Here is a 14,643-nt window from a genome sequence, read left to right on the forward strand (position 1 = left end):
AACAGACTATGGGACAAAAGATCAACCCAATAGGATTTAGACTTGGTGTAGTCAAAGGCTGGGATTCCAACTGGTATGGTGGGAAAGACTTCGCTGAAAAACTATACGAAGATCAGCAAATCCGTAAGTACGTCCTTGCCAGAATTCCTAAAGGTGGGATTGCTAAGGTGATCATTGAGCGTACGCTTAAGAGAATCACGCTTACCATTCATACTGCCAGACCAGGTGTTGTAATTGGTAAAGGTGGAGCCGAAGTAGACAAGCTGAAAGAAGAACTTAAGAAGATCACTAGCAAAGATATTCAAATCAATATCTTCGAAATTAAGCGACCTGAATTGGACGCGAAATTGGTAGGTGAATCTATCGCTCAGCAACTTCAAGCTAGAATTTCCTTCAGAAGAGCAATGAAACAAGCCATTGCAGCATCCATGAGAGTGGGAGCAGAAGGAATCAAAGTAAAACTTTCTGGTCGTCTGGGTGGAGCCGAGATGGCAAGATCCGAAATGTACAAAGAAGGAAGAATTCCTCTTCATACGTTGAGAGCAGACATTGATTACGCACTTTCTGAAGCACTTACTGTGTACGGAATCATCGGAATCAAAGTATGGATCTTCAAAGGTGAAGTGTACGGTAAAAGAGACCTTTCTCCAAATCAGGGAGCTGCAAACGAGCCGAAAGGATCTCGTCATTCAGGCCCTAAGAGAAACGACGGTCCAAGACGCAGAAAAAGAAATAACTAATTTTCACCGACTAAGTGAGAACGCATGTTACAGCCAAAAAGAACTAAATATAGGAAAATGCAAAAGGGCCGTGTCAAAGGCATTGCACAAAGAGGGCATACGCTTTCTTTCGGCAACTTTGGCATCAAATCCCTGGAAGCAGGATGGATTACTTCTCGTCAGATCGAGGCAGCTCGTATCGCGATGACAAGAGCCATGAAAAGAGAAGGACAGGTTTGGATCAGAATTTTTCCTGACAAACCAGTTACTAAGAAGCCCGCAGAGGTTCGTATGGGTAAGGGTAAAGGTGCTCCAGAATATTGGGTAGCTGTTATCAAACCAGGAACGATCCTTTTCGAAGCTACAGGCGTGAGCCTGGAGACTGCTAAAGAGGCGTTAAGATTAGCTCAACAGAAGCTACCAGTAAGTACCAATTTTATCGTTCGTAGAGACTACGTAGAATAGAATGACAATGAAAAATACTGAGATCCAATCACTTTCCGCAAGTGAAATCGCCGAGCGAATTGTCGCTGAGAAGGGGAATCTGACCAAACTTAAGTTTGCGCACACGATATCTCCTATAGAGAATCCTAATAGAATCCGCGAGACCAAGCGTCTGATCGCAAGATTGAAGACTGCATTGGCTGCCAAATAACTAGCTAACAGAAAAAGAAATGGCTACGATTGAGAGAAATCTTCGAAAAGAAAGAGTTGGTAAAGTGGTAAGTAACAAGATGGACAAGTCCATTACCGTTGCAGTTGAGCGTCGCGTAAAGCATGCCATGTACGGTAAGTTTGTTGCCAAAACAACCAAATTTATGGCTCATGACGAGAAAAACGAGTGTAACCCAGGTGACCTCGTTAAAATCAGTGAAACTCGTCCGCTGAGTAAGAACAAACGTTGGAGAGTAGTTGAAATTATTGAAAGGGCTAAATAATCATGATACAACAAGAATCCAGACTAAGTGTGGCGGACAATTCCGGTGCCAAAGAGGTATTGGTGATCCGTGTATTGGGAGGAACCAAGAAGCGTTATGCTTCTATCGGTGATAAAGTAGTCGTGACTGTAAAGTCAGCCCTATCTTCCAGCAACATGAAAAAAGGTACCGTTTCAAGAGCGGTAATCGTGCGAACCAGAAAAGAAGTAAGAAGAAAAGACGGTTCTTATATCCGATTTGAGGACAACGCTGCTGTATTGTTGAACAACAACGATGAGCCTAGAGGCACTCGTATTTTCGGCCCAGTTGCTAGAGAATTGAGAGAGAAGCAGTTTATGAAAATCGTTTCTTTGGCCCCTGAAGTATTGTAATCATGGAAAGAAAATTCAATAAGCAGCCTAAGCTGCATATCAAAACTGGTGACACTGTGAAAGTGATTGCTGGGGATGACAAAGGCAAATCAGGCAAAGTACTTTCTGTAGATACAGCAAAAAGAAAAGCTTTCGTAGAAGGAATCAATATGATTACCAAACACGTAAAGCCTACTGCTGCAAAACCACAAGGTGGTATCGAGAAGAAAGAAGCTGCTTTGCACATTAGTAACTTGATGCTTGTAGATCCTAAAACTGGTGAAGCTACCAGAACTGGTCGTAAAGCTGGTGAAAATGGGAAATTAGTGAGATACTCTAAGAAAACTGGGGAGGTGATCAATGGCTAATCCAAGAATCAAACAAAAATATGTGGACGATATCGTCCCTGCTTTGAAAGAAAAATTTCAATATTCTTCTGTGATGCAGGTGCCTAAGCTTTCAAAAATTGTTTTGAATAAAGGTATCGGTGCTGCAGTAGCTGATAAGAAATTGGTAGACCAAGGTGTTGAAGAGCTTTCTTTAATCACTGGTCAAAGAGCAGTTGCTACCAAAGCAAAGACTTCTGTGTCTAACTTTAAGCTAAGAGAAGGAATGCCTATCGGAGCTAAAGTTACTTTAAGAGGTCAAAAAATGTATGAATTCCTTGACAGATTGATGACTGTTGCTCTTCCTCGTGTAAGAGACTTCAAAGGTATTTCTGACAAAGGATTCGACGGTAGAGGGAACTACACTTTAGGTGTAACAGAACAGATTATCTTCCCTGAGATCAGCATCGAAAAGGTGAACAGAATCTCTGGTATGGATATCACTTTTGTGACTTCTGCTAAAACAGATGAGGAAAGCTTCGCATTGTTGAAGGCTTTCGGAATGCCTTTCGTTAACAAAAATAAAGAAGAATAGTCATGGCAAAAGAGTCCATCAAAGCTCGTGAGAGAAAAAGAGAACGTCTGGTAGCCAAGTATGCTAAAAAAAGAGCTGAGCTGAAAGCAGCTGGTGATTATGAAGCACTTGACAAATTGCCAAAGAACGCTTCCCCGGTTAGACTTCACAACAGATGTAAACTAACTGGTCGTCCAAAAGGCTACATGAGAAAATTCGGTATCAACAGGGTAACCTTCAGGGAAATGGCCTCTTCAGGCAAAATTCCTGGAGTGACTAAGTCCAGCTGGTAAAATAACGACAGTAGTTTTTATTCTAAAAATCAATTCGTAACTTTGCACGCCCAATTAGGGTGGAGCTAGACTTATAAAATATCATGACTGATCCAATAGCTGATTATCTGACTAGGTTGAGAAACGCCATCAAGGCTTCTCACCGAATCGTAGAGATACCTGCTTCTAACATTAAGAAGGAGATTACAAAAGTATTGCACGACAAAGGATATATCCAGAATTACAAATTCGAAGAGAATGGTCCTCAGGGAACTATCAAAATCGCTTTGAAATTCAATCCTACTACCAAGCAAAATGCAATTGTTAATCTAACAAGAGTAAGTACTCCAGGTTTGAGAAAATATGCTAAGCATGACTCTCTTCCAAGAGTAATCAATGGTTTAGGTATCGCCATTATTTCCACCTCTAAAGGTGTAATGACTGACAAAGAAGCCCGCGTTGAAGGCGTTGGGGGCGAAGTACTTTGCTACGTATATTAATTTACTATCATGTCTAGAATAGGTAAAAAACCAATAAATCTACCTGGCGGTGTTACTGTAGACGTGTCAGCTCACGGGCTGGTCACTGTTAAAGGTCCAAAAGGTACACTCACTCAGGATGTGAATCCCGATATTGAGGTAAAAGTGGAAGACAATTCAGTTGTCGTTTCCAGACCTACCGATTCCAAAAGACACAAGTCTATGCACGGACTTTACAGATCTTTGATCAATAACATGGTCATTGGTGTATCTGAAGGTTACAAAAAAGACTTGGAGCTTGTTGGTGTAGGTTACAAGGCTACAAATCAAGGACAAGTGTTAGAACTTTCCCTTGGTTATTCTCACAACATCTTCTTTGCATTACCTTCTGAGGTGAGTGTAAAGACAGAGACTCCTAAAGGTAAAAACCCGATCATTACTTTGGAGGCAATTGACAAGGAATTGATCGGACAAGTTGCTGCCAAAATCAAAGGACTTCGTAAAGTTGAGCCTTACAAAGGTAAAGGTGTGCGCTTCGTGGGTGAACAAATTAGACGTAAGGCTGGTAAAACTGCCGGTAAAAAATAATAGGTTATGGCATTTAATAAGAATTCCAGAAGACTTAGAATCAAGCAGGGTATCAGAAGAAAGATTTCTGGTACTGATTCCAGACCTCGTTTGTCAGTTTTCAAAAGTAATACTGGCATGTATGCACAGCTTGTGGACGACCTTAAAGGTCAAACATTGGCTCAGGCATCTTCCAAAGAATTGGGAGCGAAAGAGAACACCAACATTGCAATTGCTACTGAGGTAGGTAAGAAATTAGCTGAAAGAGCTGTTGCAAACGGAGTTAGCGAAGTAGTATTCGATAGAAACGGCTATTTGTACCATGGCAAAGTGAAAGCTTTGGCTGATGGAGCAAGAGAAGGAGGCCTTAAATTTTAATCAACTATGTCTCAACTAAGAAAAAAGCCTATTAGGGCTACAGATACAGAACTTAAAGAAAAGGTAGTTGCTATTAACAGAGTAGCCAAAGTGGTGAAAGGTGGTAGAAGATTCTCTTTTTCTGCAATAGTTGTCGTAGGTGACGGTGCTGGTGTAGTTGGTTACGGTTTAGGTAAAGCTAACGAAGTAACTGACGCGATCACTAAAGGCATTGAAGATGCTAAGAAAAACTTGGTGAAAGTACCAGTTTTGAAAGGAACCATCCCTCATGAGCAAATTGGTAAGTTTGGTGGAGGTTTTGTATTGATCAAACCAGCTGCGGCAGGTACCGGTGTTATCGCTGGTGGTGCGATGCGTGCTGTTTTAGAAAGTGCTGGCGTTACTGACGTATTGGCAAAGTCTAAAGGATCTTCAAACCCTCACAACGTGGTGAAAGCAACAATCGATGCTTTGACTCAATTAAGAGATGCGATTGCTGTATCTCAGCAAAGAGGTGTGAAAATGTCTAAAGTCTTTAACGGATAATCATCATGGGAAAGATCAAAATCACACAAACTAAAAGTACTATCGACCGTCCGAAGGATCAAAAAGCTACTATCACTGCTTTGGGTCTAGGAAGAATCAGCAAATCTGTAGTAGTTGAAAATACTCCACAGATCGCTGGTATGGTTAATAAAGTTAATCACCTTGTAAAAGTGGAGGAAGCTTAATTATGAAACTGCATACATTAAAACCAGCAGAAGGGTCTACAAAAACTCGTAAAAGAATCGGTAGAGGTACTGGTTCCGGTAGAGGTGGAACTTCTACGAGAGGTCATAAAGGTGCTAAATCCAGATCTGGATATAAGTCTAAGGCTGGATTTGAAGGTGGTCAGATGCCACTTCAAAGAAGAGTTCCTAAATTTGGCTTCAAAAGCTTGAATAAGGTTGAGTTCAAACCAGTAAATTTGGATACCTTGCAAGTTCTTGCTGAGGAGTACAACTTAGCAGCAATCGACATGGAGGCTCTAGTAGCTCATGGAGTAGCTTCTAAGAATGACAAAATCAAAATCCTCGGTGGAGGTGAATTGAAGGCCAAATTAGACGTAACTGCTCATCATTTCTCTGCTTCTGCAACTGCAGCTATTGAGAAAAACGGTGGTTCTGTAAACAAGATTTAAGTAAATGAAAAAGTTTATTTCGACGGTTAAGAATATTTTCTCTATCGAAGATCTGAGAGTTAGGATCCTGAATACAGTCGGGTTCCTAATTATCTTCAGATTGGGTTCCTTTATCGTTCTTCCTGGTGTAGACCCAGCTCGTTTGGGTGATGCTCCAGAAGGGATTTTTGGATTGATAGATACCTTCCTAGGTGGTGCATTTAGTAATGCTTCCATCTTCGGACTAGGCATTATGCCATATATTTCTGCTTCAATTGTGTTGCAGCTATTGACTGTCGGAGTACCTTACTTTCAAAAAATGCAGAAAGAAGGGGAGTCTGGAAGAAAAAGAATCAACCAGATTACTCGTGTATTAACCATCTTGATCACCATCGCACAGGGTATTGGCTACGTAAGTGCCACTATTCTTCCAACCGGTGCTGTGATGGTTAGTACATCCCTTTTCATGTTTAGCTCTTTAGTATTATTATCTGCCGGTACCATGTTCTGTATGTGGTTAGGTGAGAAGATTACTGAAAAAGGTATCGGAAACGGTATCTCTATGCTAATCATGATTGGTATCATTTCTAGGTTCCCAGGTGCGATCATCGCGGAAACTTTAGAAAAAGGGACTTCTGGCATGTTGCTTTTGATTATTGAAGCAGTAGTATTATTCTTTATTGTAGTTGGAGTAGTTGCTCTGACAGAAGCGACAAGAAGAATTCCTGTTCAATATGCGAAGCAAGTAGTAGGAGGTAAAGTTTACGGCGGCCAGAGACAATATATTCCTATCAAGGTAAATGCTTCTGGAGTAATGCCTATTATCTTTGCACAATCGTTGATGTTCCTTCCTGCTTTGATCGCTCAGATCTGGGCTTCGGAAAGTGATGTTGCGAATTACATTGGTAATACGTTCAGTGACTTTACTTCTTGGCAATATAATCTGCTTTTCGCATCCTTGATTATCATCTTCACTTTCTTCTATACTGCAATCACGGTTAATCCAGAGCAAATAGCGGAAGACATGAAGAGAAACGGTGGATTTGTACCAGGTATCAAACCAGGTGCTCCAACCTCTGAGTTTATTGATGGTATCATCTCTAAAATCACGTTGCCAGGTTCCATTTTGCTAGCAGCAGTAGCGATTTTACCTGCCTTGGCAATTATTGCAGGTGTGGGTGGAGAGTTTGCTCAATTCTATGGAGGTACTTCACTATTGATTATGGTGGGTGTAATTCTAGATACGTTGAGACAAATTGAAAGCTACTTGTTAATGCGTCATTATGAAGGAATGATGAAGAGCGGTAATATGAAGAATAATCCTTCTAATTACCAAGTAGCTTAATATGATTCATTATAAGACTTCAGAAGAAGTTGATATAATTAAAGAAAGTGCCGACATACTTGGCAGAGCCCATGGGGAAGTAGCAAAGTATGTCAAGGAAGGGGTAAAGACCTCTTTCTTAGATAAAATAGCTGAAGAGTATATTAGAGATCACCAAGGCGTTCCTTCTTTTAAAGGATATAATGGTTTTCCCGCTGCTCTTTGTATTTCTGTGAACGAAGTAGTTGTTCATGGTTTTCCCAGCGATTATGAATTGAAAGATGGCGATATAATCTCAGTAGATTGTGGAGTCTTTCACCAAGGTTTTCATAGCGATTCCGCTTATACGTATCCTATTGGTGAGGTCTCTCCTTCTGTCTTAGCATTACTCAAGGCCACCAAAGATTCATTATATCTAGGTATTGAAAAAGCTGTTTTTGGAAACAGGTTGGGTGATGTAGGAAATACGATCCAAAAGTTTGTGGAAGCCAAGGGCTACACAGTAGTTCGAGAATTAGTCGGACATGGAATCGGTCGTAATCTTCACGAATCCCCAGAAGTTCCTAATTATGGCAAAAAAGGAAGTGGTCCCCTGCTAAAAGCAGGAATGGTGATTGCAATTGAGCCTATGGTGAATCTGGGTACACGAAACATTGTACAAGAGAGAGATGGTTGGACGATCCGCACTGCAGATCGGAAGCCTTCCGCCCACTATGAGCACACAGTGGCAATATTTGAAGATAAAACAGAGGTTTTGACAACCCATAAATACATAGAAGAGAATTTCAAATTCTAATATGGCTAAACAGACATCTATAGAACAAGACGGTACCATTATCGAAGCATTGTCTAATGCAATGTTTAAAGTGGAACTAGAAAATGGACATCAGTTGATTGCGCATATTTCTGGAAAGATGAGAATGAACTACATCAAAATTCTTCCTGGAGATCGTGTAAAATTAGAGTTGTCTCCCTATGATTTATCAAAAGGTAGAATTGTATATCGTTATAAATAGACTGATATGAAAGTAAAGGCATCTATTAAGAAGAGAAGTGCTGACTGTAAGTTGATAAGAAGAAACGGAAAACTTTACGTCATCAACAAGAAGAATCCTAAGTTTAAACAAAGACAAGGTTAAGATTATGGCTAGAATTGCAGGTGTAGACATACCAGACAATAAGCGTGGCGAAATCGGGCTTACATATATCTTCGGAATTGGAAGAAGCTCCGCCAAGGCGATCCTGAGCAAGGCCGGTATCTCCTTCGACAAAAAAGCAGGTGAGTGGGATGACGATGAGTCAACCGCAATCCGTAACATTATTGCCGAAGAATTCAGAACCGAAGGTGTTCTGAAATCAGAGATCCAATTGAACATCAAGCGACTAATGGATATTGGTTGTTACAGAGGTTTGAGACACAGAAAAGGACTTCCAGTTCGTGGTCAGCATACCAAGAACAACGCCAGAACAAGGAAGGGTAAGAGAAAGACAGTTGCTAACAAGAAAAAGGCAACTAAATAAAACCTGATTAGATTATGGCTCAGAAAAGAAACGATAAAGCAAAAGGTAAAAAAAGAGTTGTTAAGGTAGAAGCTGTAGGACAAGTTCACATCAGAGCTTCCTTCAACAATATCATCATCTCTATTACCAATAATGCAGGTCAAGTAATCTCTTGGGCTTCTGCCGGTAAAATGGGTTTCAGAGGTTCAAAGAAAAATACTCCTTACGCTGCACAGATGGCTGCGCAAAACTGCGGACAAGTGGCTTATGACTTAGGTTTGAGAAAAATCGAAGTTTTTGTAAAAGGTCCAGGATCTGGTCGTGAATCAGCGATTAGAACATTGCAAAATGTAGGATTGGATGTAACGACTATCACAGACGTAACTCCTATGCCGCACAATGGTTGTCGTCCTCCAAAGCGTAGAAGAGTTTAATTTTAAATTTGTAATAGAATGGCTAGATATACAGGTCCTAAAGCAAAGATCGCCAGAAAGTTTGGCGAGCCTATCGAAGGGCATAGCAAAGCGCTTCAAAAGAAAAACTATCCTCCAGGACAACATGGTAGAGGTAGAAGAAAGAAGCAATCAGAATATGCTATTCAGCTTGCTGAAAAACAAAAAGCGAAATACATCTACGGAGTGTTGGAAAGACAATTCGCTAAGATGTTTGATATTGCTTCCAGAAAATCTGGAATTACAGGTGAAAACCTTCTTCAGCTTCTAGAAGCTAGATTGGATAACACCGTATATAGAATGGGAATTGCTCCAACTAGAAGAGGTGCCAGACAATTGGTTTCTCACAAGCATGTGCTTGTAAATGGTGAAGTAGTAAATATTCCTTCCTATTCTTTGAAGCCTGGTGATATTGTTTCCGTAAGAGAGAGATCTAAGTCTTTGGAAGCTATTACCAATAGTTTGGCTGGTAGAGGTGCTAATAAATATTCCTGGTTAGAGTGGGATAGCGCTTCATTGTCCGGCAAATTCGTCAGTGTGCCTTCCAGAGATGATATTCCTGAGAATGTCAAGGAACAACTCATTGTCGAACTTTACTCTAAGTAATTTTACTATTTTCAGCTTTTAAAAAAAGAACAAGATATATGTCCATACTAGCATTTCAAATGCCCGAAAAAGTGGTGATGGAAAAGGCCGATGACTTCCATGGCTTGTTTACTTTCAAACCACTAGAAAAAGGCTATGGAGTTACTATCGGTAACGCCCTAAGAAGAATTTTGCTTTCTTCGCTGGAGGGTTATGCCATCACATCCATTAAGATTCCTGGAGTGGTGCATGAGTTTTCTACCATCGAAGGTGTTGTTGAAGACGTGACCGATATTATTTTGAATTTAAAGCAGGTGAGATTCAAGAAAGTTCATGAGGCTTTCGATGGTAAAATCACTGTGGAAATCAAAAATCAGTCTGTGTTCACTGCAGGGGACATTGCTAAGTTCACTTCTTCTTTCGAAATCTTAAATCCAGATTTGGTGATTTGTCACATCGACGAGTCTAAAAACTTTGAGATTGAGATCATGGTCGAGAAAGGAAGAGGATATCTACCAGCTGAAGAATCCAAACCAAAAGAGCAGGTGTTCGGGCAAATTGCCATCGATGCAATCTTTACTCCTATCAAGAATGTAAAGTACAGCGTTGAGAATACCCGTGTTGAACAGAAAACTGACTTTGAAAAGTTGATCTTGGAAGTATCTACTGATGGCTCTATCCACCCGGAGAAAGCACTTCAGGAGTCTGCTAAAATCCTGATCCAACACTTTATGTTGTTCTCTGATCAAACTATGGTACTTGACTCTACAGGAGTTGCTGAACCAGAGCCAATTGACGAGGAGTTCTTACACATGAGAAAATTGTTGAAGACATCTTTGGGCGATCTAGATCTTTCTGTTCGTGCATTCAACTGTCTGAAAGCTGCTGATGTGAAGACTCTTGGAGATCTTGCCAAACTTGAAATTTCAGATATGATGAAATTCAGAAACTTCGGTAAGAAATCTCTCGCGGAGCTTGAGCAACTTATCCAAGAGAAAGGTCTGACCTTCGGGATGGATATTTCTAAGTATAAACTTGATGAAGAATAAATAACGATGAGACACGGTAAGAAATTTAACCACCTTGGTAGGAAAGCCGCTCACAGGAAGGCTATGCTTTCCAACATGGCTACTTCCCTGATTCTTCACAAGCGTATTTCAACTACGCTTGCCAAGGCTAAAGAATTGAAGAAATATGTGGAGCCATTGGTTTCAAGAGCCAAAGAAGACACTACTCATAACAGAAGAATTGCATTCTCTTACCTGAAAAGCAAAGATGCTATCATCGCTCTTTTCGGTGAAATCAGTTCTAAAGTTGGTACACGTCCAGGAGGATATACTCGTATTATCAAAACTGGATTCCGTCTAGGTGATAATGCCGAGATGTGTATCATTGAGCTAGTTGACTTTAACGAATTAATGTTGAAGGATGCGAAACCAGCTAAGAAGACTACTAGAAGATCTCGTAGAGGTTCTGGTAAATCTGCTGCTGAAGCTCCTGCTACTCCAGCTGTTGAAGCTAAATCTGAAGAGCCTAAGGCTCCAGAAGCTTCTGCTGATGCAACTGAAGGTGAAACTGAAGAAAAATAAGTTGATCAACGACTTTGACAATAAAAAAGGATTGGACTTTCGTTCAATCCTTTTTTTATACCCCATCCATTTATTTTCCTTACCAATAAATCTTTAACTTTGGGCAACTTTCTAGAAAATGATTAGACAAAAAGCGACTTTACTCTTAGCAGACGGAACAGTGTTCCATGGCACACTTATCGGAAACGCCGGTACCAATGGCGGCGAAATTTGCTTTAACACTGGTATGACTGGATATCAGGAGATTTACACCGATCCATCCTATACTGGACAGATTGTGGTTACTACCACTCCGCATATAGGAAATTACGGGGTGATAGATTCAGAGGTTGAATCCGATTTCCCAACAGTAGCGGGCATTGTAGTGAATAATTTCTCTGATATTTATTCAAGAATTGATGCTTCTGGTTCTTTACAGGACTACCTTGTTGAAAATAAAATAACTGGAATCGCAGACGTAGATACCAGAAAATTGGTGAGACACCTTCGTTCCAAAGGAGCGATGAATGCGATTATCAGTTCAGAATTTGAAGGAGACATAGAAGGTTTACAGGCTGAATTGGAGAAAGTGCCCAATATGGATGGTTTAGAGCTTTCCTCTCAAGTTTGTACCCAAGAGCCCTATTTTGTTGGGGATGAAAACTCCGAAATCAAAGTAGCCTGCCTTGACTTTGGAATCAAGAAAAACATTCTAAGAAATCTTTCTGATCGTGGTGTTTACTGTAAAGTATTCCCCGCCAAGACTAAATTGGAAGAAATGGAAGCCTGGAAACCTAATGCCTATTTCCTTTCTAATGGGCCTGGTGATCCTGCTGTAATGGAATATGCTGTGGAAACCACAAAAGATATTTTAAATACTGGAAAACCTGTTTTTGGAATTTGTTTGGGACATCAAATCTTGGCAGAGTCAGTAGGGATTTCCACCTATAAAATGCACCATGGACATAGAGGTCTAAACCACCCTATTAAAAACCTGAATACAGGGAAAAGTGAAATTACTTCTCAAAATCATGGATTTAATATATCCAGAGAAGATTCTGAGAGTAATCCAGAAGTGGAAATCACGCACGTTCATTTGAATGATAATACCGTAGCAGGAATCAGACTTAAAAATAAGCCTGCTTTTTCCGTGCAATATCACCCAGAGTCCTCTCCAGGACCTCATGATTCGCGCTACCTTTTTGACGACTTTATTTCTTTAATAAACAAAAATTAAATCTCAATAACCTTTTATACTATGACGTTGATACAAGCAATTCATGCGAGACAAATTTTAGATTCCAGAGGTAACCCTACTATTGAAGTAGATGTACTTACAGACTCTGGTGCTTTTGGCCGTGCAGCAGTACCAAGTGGTGCTTCTACAGGTGTTAATGAGGCCGTAGAGCTTCGTGATGGCGACAAAAGTAAATACCTTGGAAAAGGTGTTTTAAAAGCAGTCGAAAATGTGAATGAAATTATCCAATCCGAATTGATCGGAGAATCAGTTTTTGATCAAAGAGGGATCGATAACTTGATGATCAAATTGGATGGAACTGATACCAAATCAAAATTAGGTGCAAATGCGATCCTGGGAGTTTCCTTGGCCGTAGCTAAAGCTGCAGCTGACGATTTAGGGATTCCTTTGTTCAGATATGTAGGTGGAGTAAATGCCAAAACTCTCCCTGTTCCAATGATGAACATCATCAATGGTGGATCTCACTCTGATGCTCCTATTGCATTCCAGGAGTTTATGATACGTCCTGTAGGAGCTCCAACCTTCTCTGAAGCGATGAGAATGGGTGCTGAGATCTTCCATAATTTAAAGAAGATTCTTCACGACAAAGGTTTGAGTACTGCAGTAGGGGATGAAGGTGGATTTGCTCCAAACTTCTCTGGTGGTACGGAAGAGGCGCTAGGTTGTATCTTGGATGCGATCGAAAAAGCGGGCTACAAAGCGGGTTCTGATATTACCATTGCACTTGATTGCGCATCTTCTGAGTTCTTTGAAGATGGCGTTTACAATTATAAGAAATTCGAAGGAGATACTGGTAAAGCTAGATCTAGAGCTGAGCAAGTGGATTATTTGGCTGAATTGACTGAAAAGTATCCAATTGATTCTATCGAAGATGGATGTGCCGAGGAAGATTGGGAAGGATGGGCTATGTTGACTGCTAAAATTGGAGATAAAGTTCAGTTGGTAGGAGACGATTTATTTGTAACCAACGTGAAGTTCTTGAAGCGTGGTATTGAAGAAAAATCTGCAAACTCTATCTTGATCAAAGTAAATCAAATCGGTACATTGACAGAAACTTTGGACGCAATTGACTTGGCTCATAAAGCAGGGTTTACTGCTGTGATGTCCCACAGATCTGGTGAAACTGAGGATTCTACCATTGCGGACTTGGCAGTAGCTTGTAATTGCGGTCAAATCAAAACTGGTTCAGCTTCCCGTTCTGATAGAATGGCGAAATACAATCAGTTGTTGAGAATCGAAGAATTGCTTGCTGATACAGCGTATTTCCCTAAGAAGAAATAAGTATTCTATAAACTACAGAAAGCAGTCCTTTTGGGGACTGCTTTTTTTTTGCATCATTTTTGTACCTTGTTAAAATTAATTCTTCTATAAATTAGACCATGAGTAAATATTTCAAATACACGAAAAATTTTTATGTGCTCGGAATGCTCTTTTTTATTTTTTGGATGTTTTTTATCGATTCTAACAATGTGGTTAATCAATTCAGGTTGAGTGGAAAACTGAATGAATTGAACGAGCAAAAGGAGTTTTATCAAGAAAGAAAAGAGATAATTAAAGCGGAACGAGAGGAGTTAATGAGTAATCCTGAACTTTTAGAGAAGTTTGCACGTGAAAAATATCTCATGAAAAAGAAGACTGAAGATCTCTATGTCATTGTTGAAAAATAAAATACTGCTCGCATTTATTCTGGTTTTTTCATTGCATTTTGCTGCCAATGCGCAGCGTGAAATATATCAAGACTCCATTCCTTTCAAAGATAGATTATACTTTGGAGGTAATTTCGGGATGCAGTTTGGTTCAGTTACCCTACTTGACTTATCTCCCTTGGTTGGAGTGATGATTACTCCTAGGTTCTCATCTGGGGTTGGAATTACCTATCAGTATTTTAATGATAAAAGATACATTGGCGGTGAAACCTCATCGTATGGTGGAAGAGTGTTTTCAAGATATAATGTGCTGCCAAATATTTTCACTCAGGCAGAATTTGAATCTATCAATTTTGACAATTATAATATTCTCCAAGACCGGTTTGAAAGAATTTGGGCAAACTCTCTTTTCTTAGGAGGTGGCTACTTTGCACCTTTTGGACCAAGGGGAGGAGCAAACTTTACTTTTCTTTATAATGTCCTTCATGACAACTTAAGATCACCCTATGGTGAACCTTATGTAATTAGGGTTGGTTTTGTACTCTAAACAAGTGGGCTAAATCACATTC

General features: G+C 40.1%; 27 protein-coding genes. All 27 read left to right on the forward strand.

Annotation, left to right across the window (positions count from 1 at the left end):
• The first annotated feature begins 8 nt into the window (after positions 1-8).
• Positions 9-740, forward strand: a complete 732-nt coding sequence (rpsC, locus tag BUR11_RS20430) for a 30S ribosomal protein S3 (protein WP_074226881.1) — start codon at positions 9-11, stop codon at positions 738-740.
• A 24-nt stretch (positions 741-764) separates the two neighbouring features.
• The gene (gene rplP, locus BUR11_RS20435) at positions 765-1,184 is read left to right on the forward strand and encodes a 50S ribosomal protein L16 (protein ID WP_074226882.1); all 420 of its coding nucleotides are present in this window, start codon (positions 765-767) and stop codon (positions 1,182-1,184) included.
• 7 nt (positions 1,185-1,191) lie between these two features.
• Entirely contained in the window at positions 1,192-1,374 is a 183-nt protein-coding gene (gene rpmC, locus BUR11_RS20440; protein ID WP_074226971.1) for a 50S ribosomal protein L29, read from the forward strand.
• 19 nt (positions 1,375-1,393) lie between these two features.
• The gene (rpsQ, locus tag BUR11_RS20445; protein WP_074226883.1) at positions 1,394-1,657 is read left to right on the forward strand and encodes a 30S ribosomal protein S17; all 264 of its coding nucleotides are present in this window, start codon (positions 1,394-1,396) and stop codon (positions 1,655-1,657) included.
• A gap of 2 nt (positions 1,658-1,659) precedes the next feature.
• Entirely contained in the window at positions 1,660-2,028 is a 369-nt protein-coding gene (rplN, locus tag BUR11_RS20450; protein WP_008203017.1) for a 50S ribosomal protein L14, read from the forward strand.
• Between the two features lie 2 nt (positions 2,029-2,030).
• Positions 2,031-2,375 (forward strand): 50S ribosomal protein L24, encoded by a 345-nt coding sequence (rplX, locus tag BUR11_RS20455; RefSeq protein ID WP_074226884.1) that lies wholly within the window; start codon positions 2,031-2,033, stop codon positions 2,373-2,375.
• Positions 2,368-2,928, forward strand: coding sequence for a 50S ribosomal protein L5 (rplE, locus tag BUR11_RS20460; RefSeq protein WP_074226885.1), 561 nt, complete (start codon positions 2,368-2,370; stop codon positions 2,926-2,928). The genes rplX and rplE overlap by 8 nt, the downstream gene beginning before the upstream one ends.
• Before the next feature lie 2 nt (positions 2,929-2,930).
• The gene (rpsN, locus tag BUR11_RS20465; RefSeq protein WP_008203013.1) at positions 2,931-3,200 is read left to right on the forward strand and encodes a 30S ribosomal protein S14; all 270 of its coding nucleotides are present in this window, start codon (positions 2,931-2,933) and stop codon (positions 3,198-3,200) included.
• An 83-nt stretch (positions 3,201-3,283) separates the two neighbouring features.
• Positions 3,284-3,679, forward strand: a complete 396-nt coding sequence (gene rpsH, locus BUR11_RS20470) for a 30S ribosomal protein S8 (protein WP_074226886.1) — start codon at positions 3,284-3,286, stop codon at positions 3,677-3,679.
• A gap of 9 nt (positions 3,680-3,688) precedes the next feature.
• Positions 3,689-4,246, forward strand: coding sequence for a 50S ribosomal protein L6 (rplF, locus tag BUR11_RS20475; protein ID WP_074226887.1), 558 nt, complete (start codon positions 3,689-3,691; stop codon positions 4,244-4,246).
• A 6-nt stretch (positions 4,247-4,252) separates the two neighbouring features.
• On the forward strand, positions 4,253-4,603 hold the full coding sequence (rplR, locus tag BUR11_RS20480; protein ID WP_074226888.1) for a 50S ribosomal protein L18: 351 nt from the start codon (positions 4,253-4,255) through the stop codon (positions 4,601-4,603).
• Positions 4,604-4,609: 6 nt separating this feature from the next.
• Positions 4,610-5,128: a 30S ribosomal protein S5 gene (rpsE, locus tag BUR11_RS20485; protein ID WP_074226889.1), complete on the forward strand. Its 519-nt coding sequence runs from the start codon at positions 4,610-4,612 to the stop codon at positions 5,126-5,128.
• Positions 5,129-5,133: 5 nt separating this feature from the next.
• A complete protein-coding gene (gene rpmD, locus BUR11_RS20490; RefSeq protein ID WP_074226890.1) occupies positions 5,134-5,313 on the forward strand; it encodes a 50S ribosomal protein L30 in 180 nt (59 codons plus the stop codon).
• A 2-nt stretch (positions 5,314-5,315) separates the two neighbouring features.
• Entirely contained in the window at positions 5,316-5,762 is a 447-nt protein-coding gene (rplO, locus tag BUR11_RS20495; RefSeq protein ID WP_074226891.1) for a 50S ribosomal protein L15, read from the forward strand.
• A gap of 4 nt (positions 5,763-5,766) precedes the next feature.
• Complete coding sequence (secY, locus tag BUR11_RS20500; RefSeq protein WP_074226892.1) at positions 5,767-7,086, forward strand: preprotein translocase subunit SecY; 1,320 nt, start codon at positions 5,767-5,769, stop codon at positions 7,084-7,086.
• 1 nt (position 7,087) lies between these two features.
• Positions 7,088-7,861, forward strand: a complete 774-nt coding sequence (map, locus tag BUR11_RS20505) for a type I methionyl aminopeptidase (protein WP_074226893.1) — start codon at positions 7,088-7,090, stop codon at positions 7,859-7,861.
• A 1-nt stretch (position 7,862) separates the two neighbouring features.
• Entirely contained in the window at positions 7,863-8,081 is a 219-nt protein-coding gene (gene infA, locus BUR11_RS20510) for a translation initiation factor IF-1 (protein ID WP_008202999.1), read from the forward strand.
• Positions 8,082-8,087: 6 nt separating this feature from the next.
• Positions 8,088-8,204, forward strand: a complete 117-nt coding sequence (gene rpmJ / locus BUR11_RS20515) for a 50S ribosomal protein L36 (RefSeq protein WP_074226894.1) — start codon at positions 8,088-8,090, stop codon at positions 8,202-8,204.
• A gap of 4 nt (positions 8,205-8,208) precedes the next feature.
• Positions 8,209-8,586, forward strand: a complete 378-nt coding sequence (gene rpsM, locus BUR11_RS20520) for a 30S ribosomal protein S13 (protein ID WP_008202997.1) — start codon at positions 8,209-8,211, stop codon at positions 8,584-8,586.
• Between the two features lie 14 nt (positions 8,587-8,600).
• Complete coding sequence (gene rpsK, locus BUR11_RS20525) at positions 8,601-8,999, forward strand: 30S ribosomal protein S11 (RefSeq protein ID WP_074226895.1); 399 nt, start codon at positions 8,601-8,603, stop codon at positions 8,997-8,999.
• Positions 9,000-9,017: 18 nt separating this feature from the next.
• Complete coding sequence (gene rpsD / locus BUR11_RS20530; RefSeq protein ID WP_074226896.1) at positions 9,018-9,623, forward strand: 30S ribosomal protein S4; 606 nt, start codon at positions 9,018-9,020, stop codon at positions 9,621-9,623.
• Positions 9,624-9,661: 38 nt separating this feature from the next.
• The gene (locus BUR11_RS20535; RefSeq protein ID WP_074226897.1) at positions 9,662-10,651 is read left to right on the forward strand and encodes a DNA-directed RNA polymerase subunit alpha; all 990 of its coding nucleotides are present in this window, start codon (positions 9,662-9,664) and stop codon (positions 10,649-10,651) included.
• Between the two features lie 6 nt (positions 10,652-10,657).
• Positions 10,658-11,191, forward strand: a complete 534-nt coding sequence (gene rplQ / locus BUR11_RS20540) for a 50S ribosomal protein L17 (protein WP_074226898.1) — start codon at positions 10,658-10,660, stop codon at positions 11,189-11,191.
• Between the two features lie 118 nt (positions 11,192-11,309).
• Entirely contained in the window at positions 11,310-12,407 is a 1,098-nt protein-coding gene (gene carA / locus BUR11_RS20545) for a glutamine-hydrolyzing carbamoyl-phosphate synthase small subunit (protein ID WP_074226899.1), read from the forward strand.
• A 21-nt stretch (positions 12,408-12,428) separates the two neighbouring features.
• A complete protein-coding gene (gene eno, locus BUR11_RS20550) occupies positions 12,429-13,709 on the forward strand; it encodes a phosphopyruvate hydratase (protein ID WP_074226900.1) in 1,281 nt (426 codons plus the stop codon).
• 98 nt (positions 13,710-13,807) lie between these two features.
• Positions 13,808-14,095 (forward strand): FtsB family cell division protein, encoded by a 288-nt coding sequence (locus BUR11_RS20555; protein WP_074226901.1) that lies wholly within the window; start codon positions 13,808-13,810, stop codon positions 14,093-14,095.
• Positions 14,076-14,621, forward strand: a complete 546-nt coding sequence (locus BUR11_RS20560) for a hypothetical protein (RefSeq protein ID WP_074226902.1) — start codon at positions 14,076-14,078, stop codon at positions 14,619-14,621. Before BUR11_RS20555 ends, BUR11_RS20560 begins: the two co-directional genes overlap by 20 nt.
• Positions 14,622-14,643 lie beyond the last annotated feature (22 nt).

It is taken from the genome of Algoriphagus halophilus, assembly GCF_900129785.1.
Classification (GTDB): Bacteria; Bacteroidota; Bacteroidia; order Cytophagales; family Cyclobacteriaceae; genus Algoriphagus; species Algoriphagus halophilus.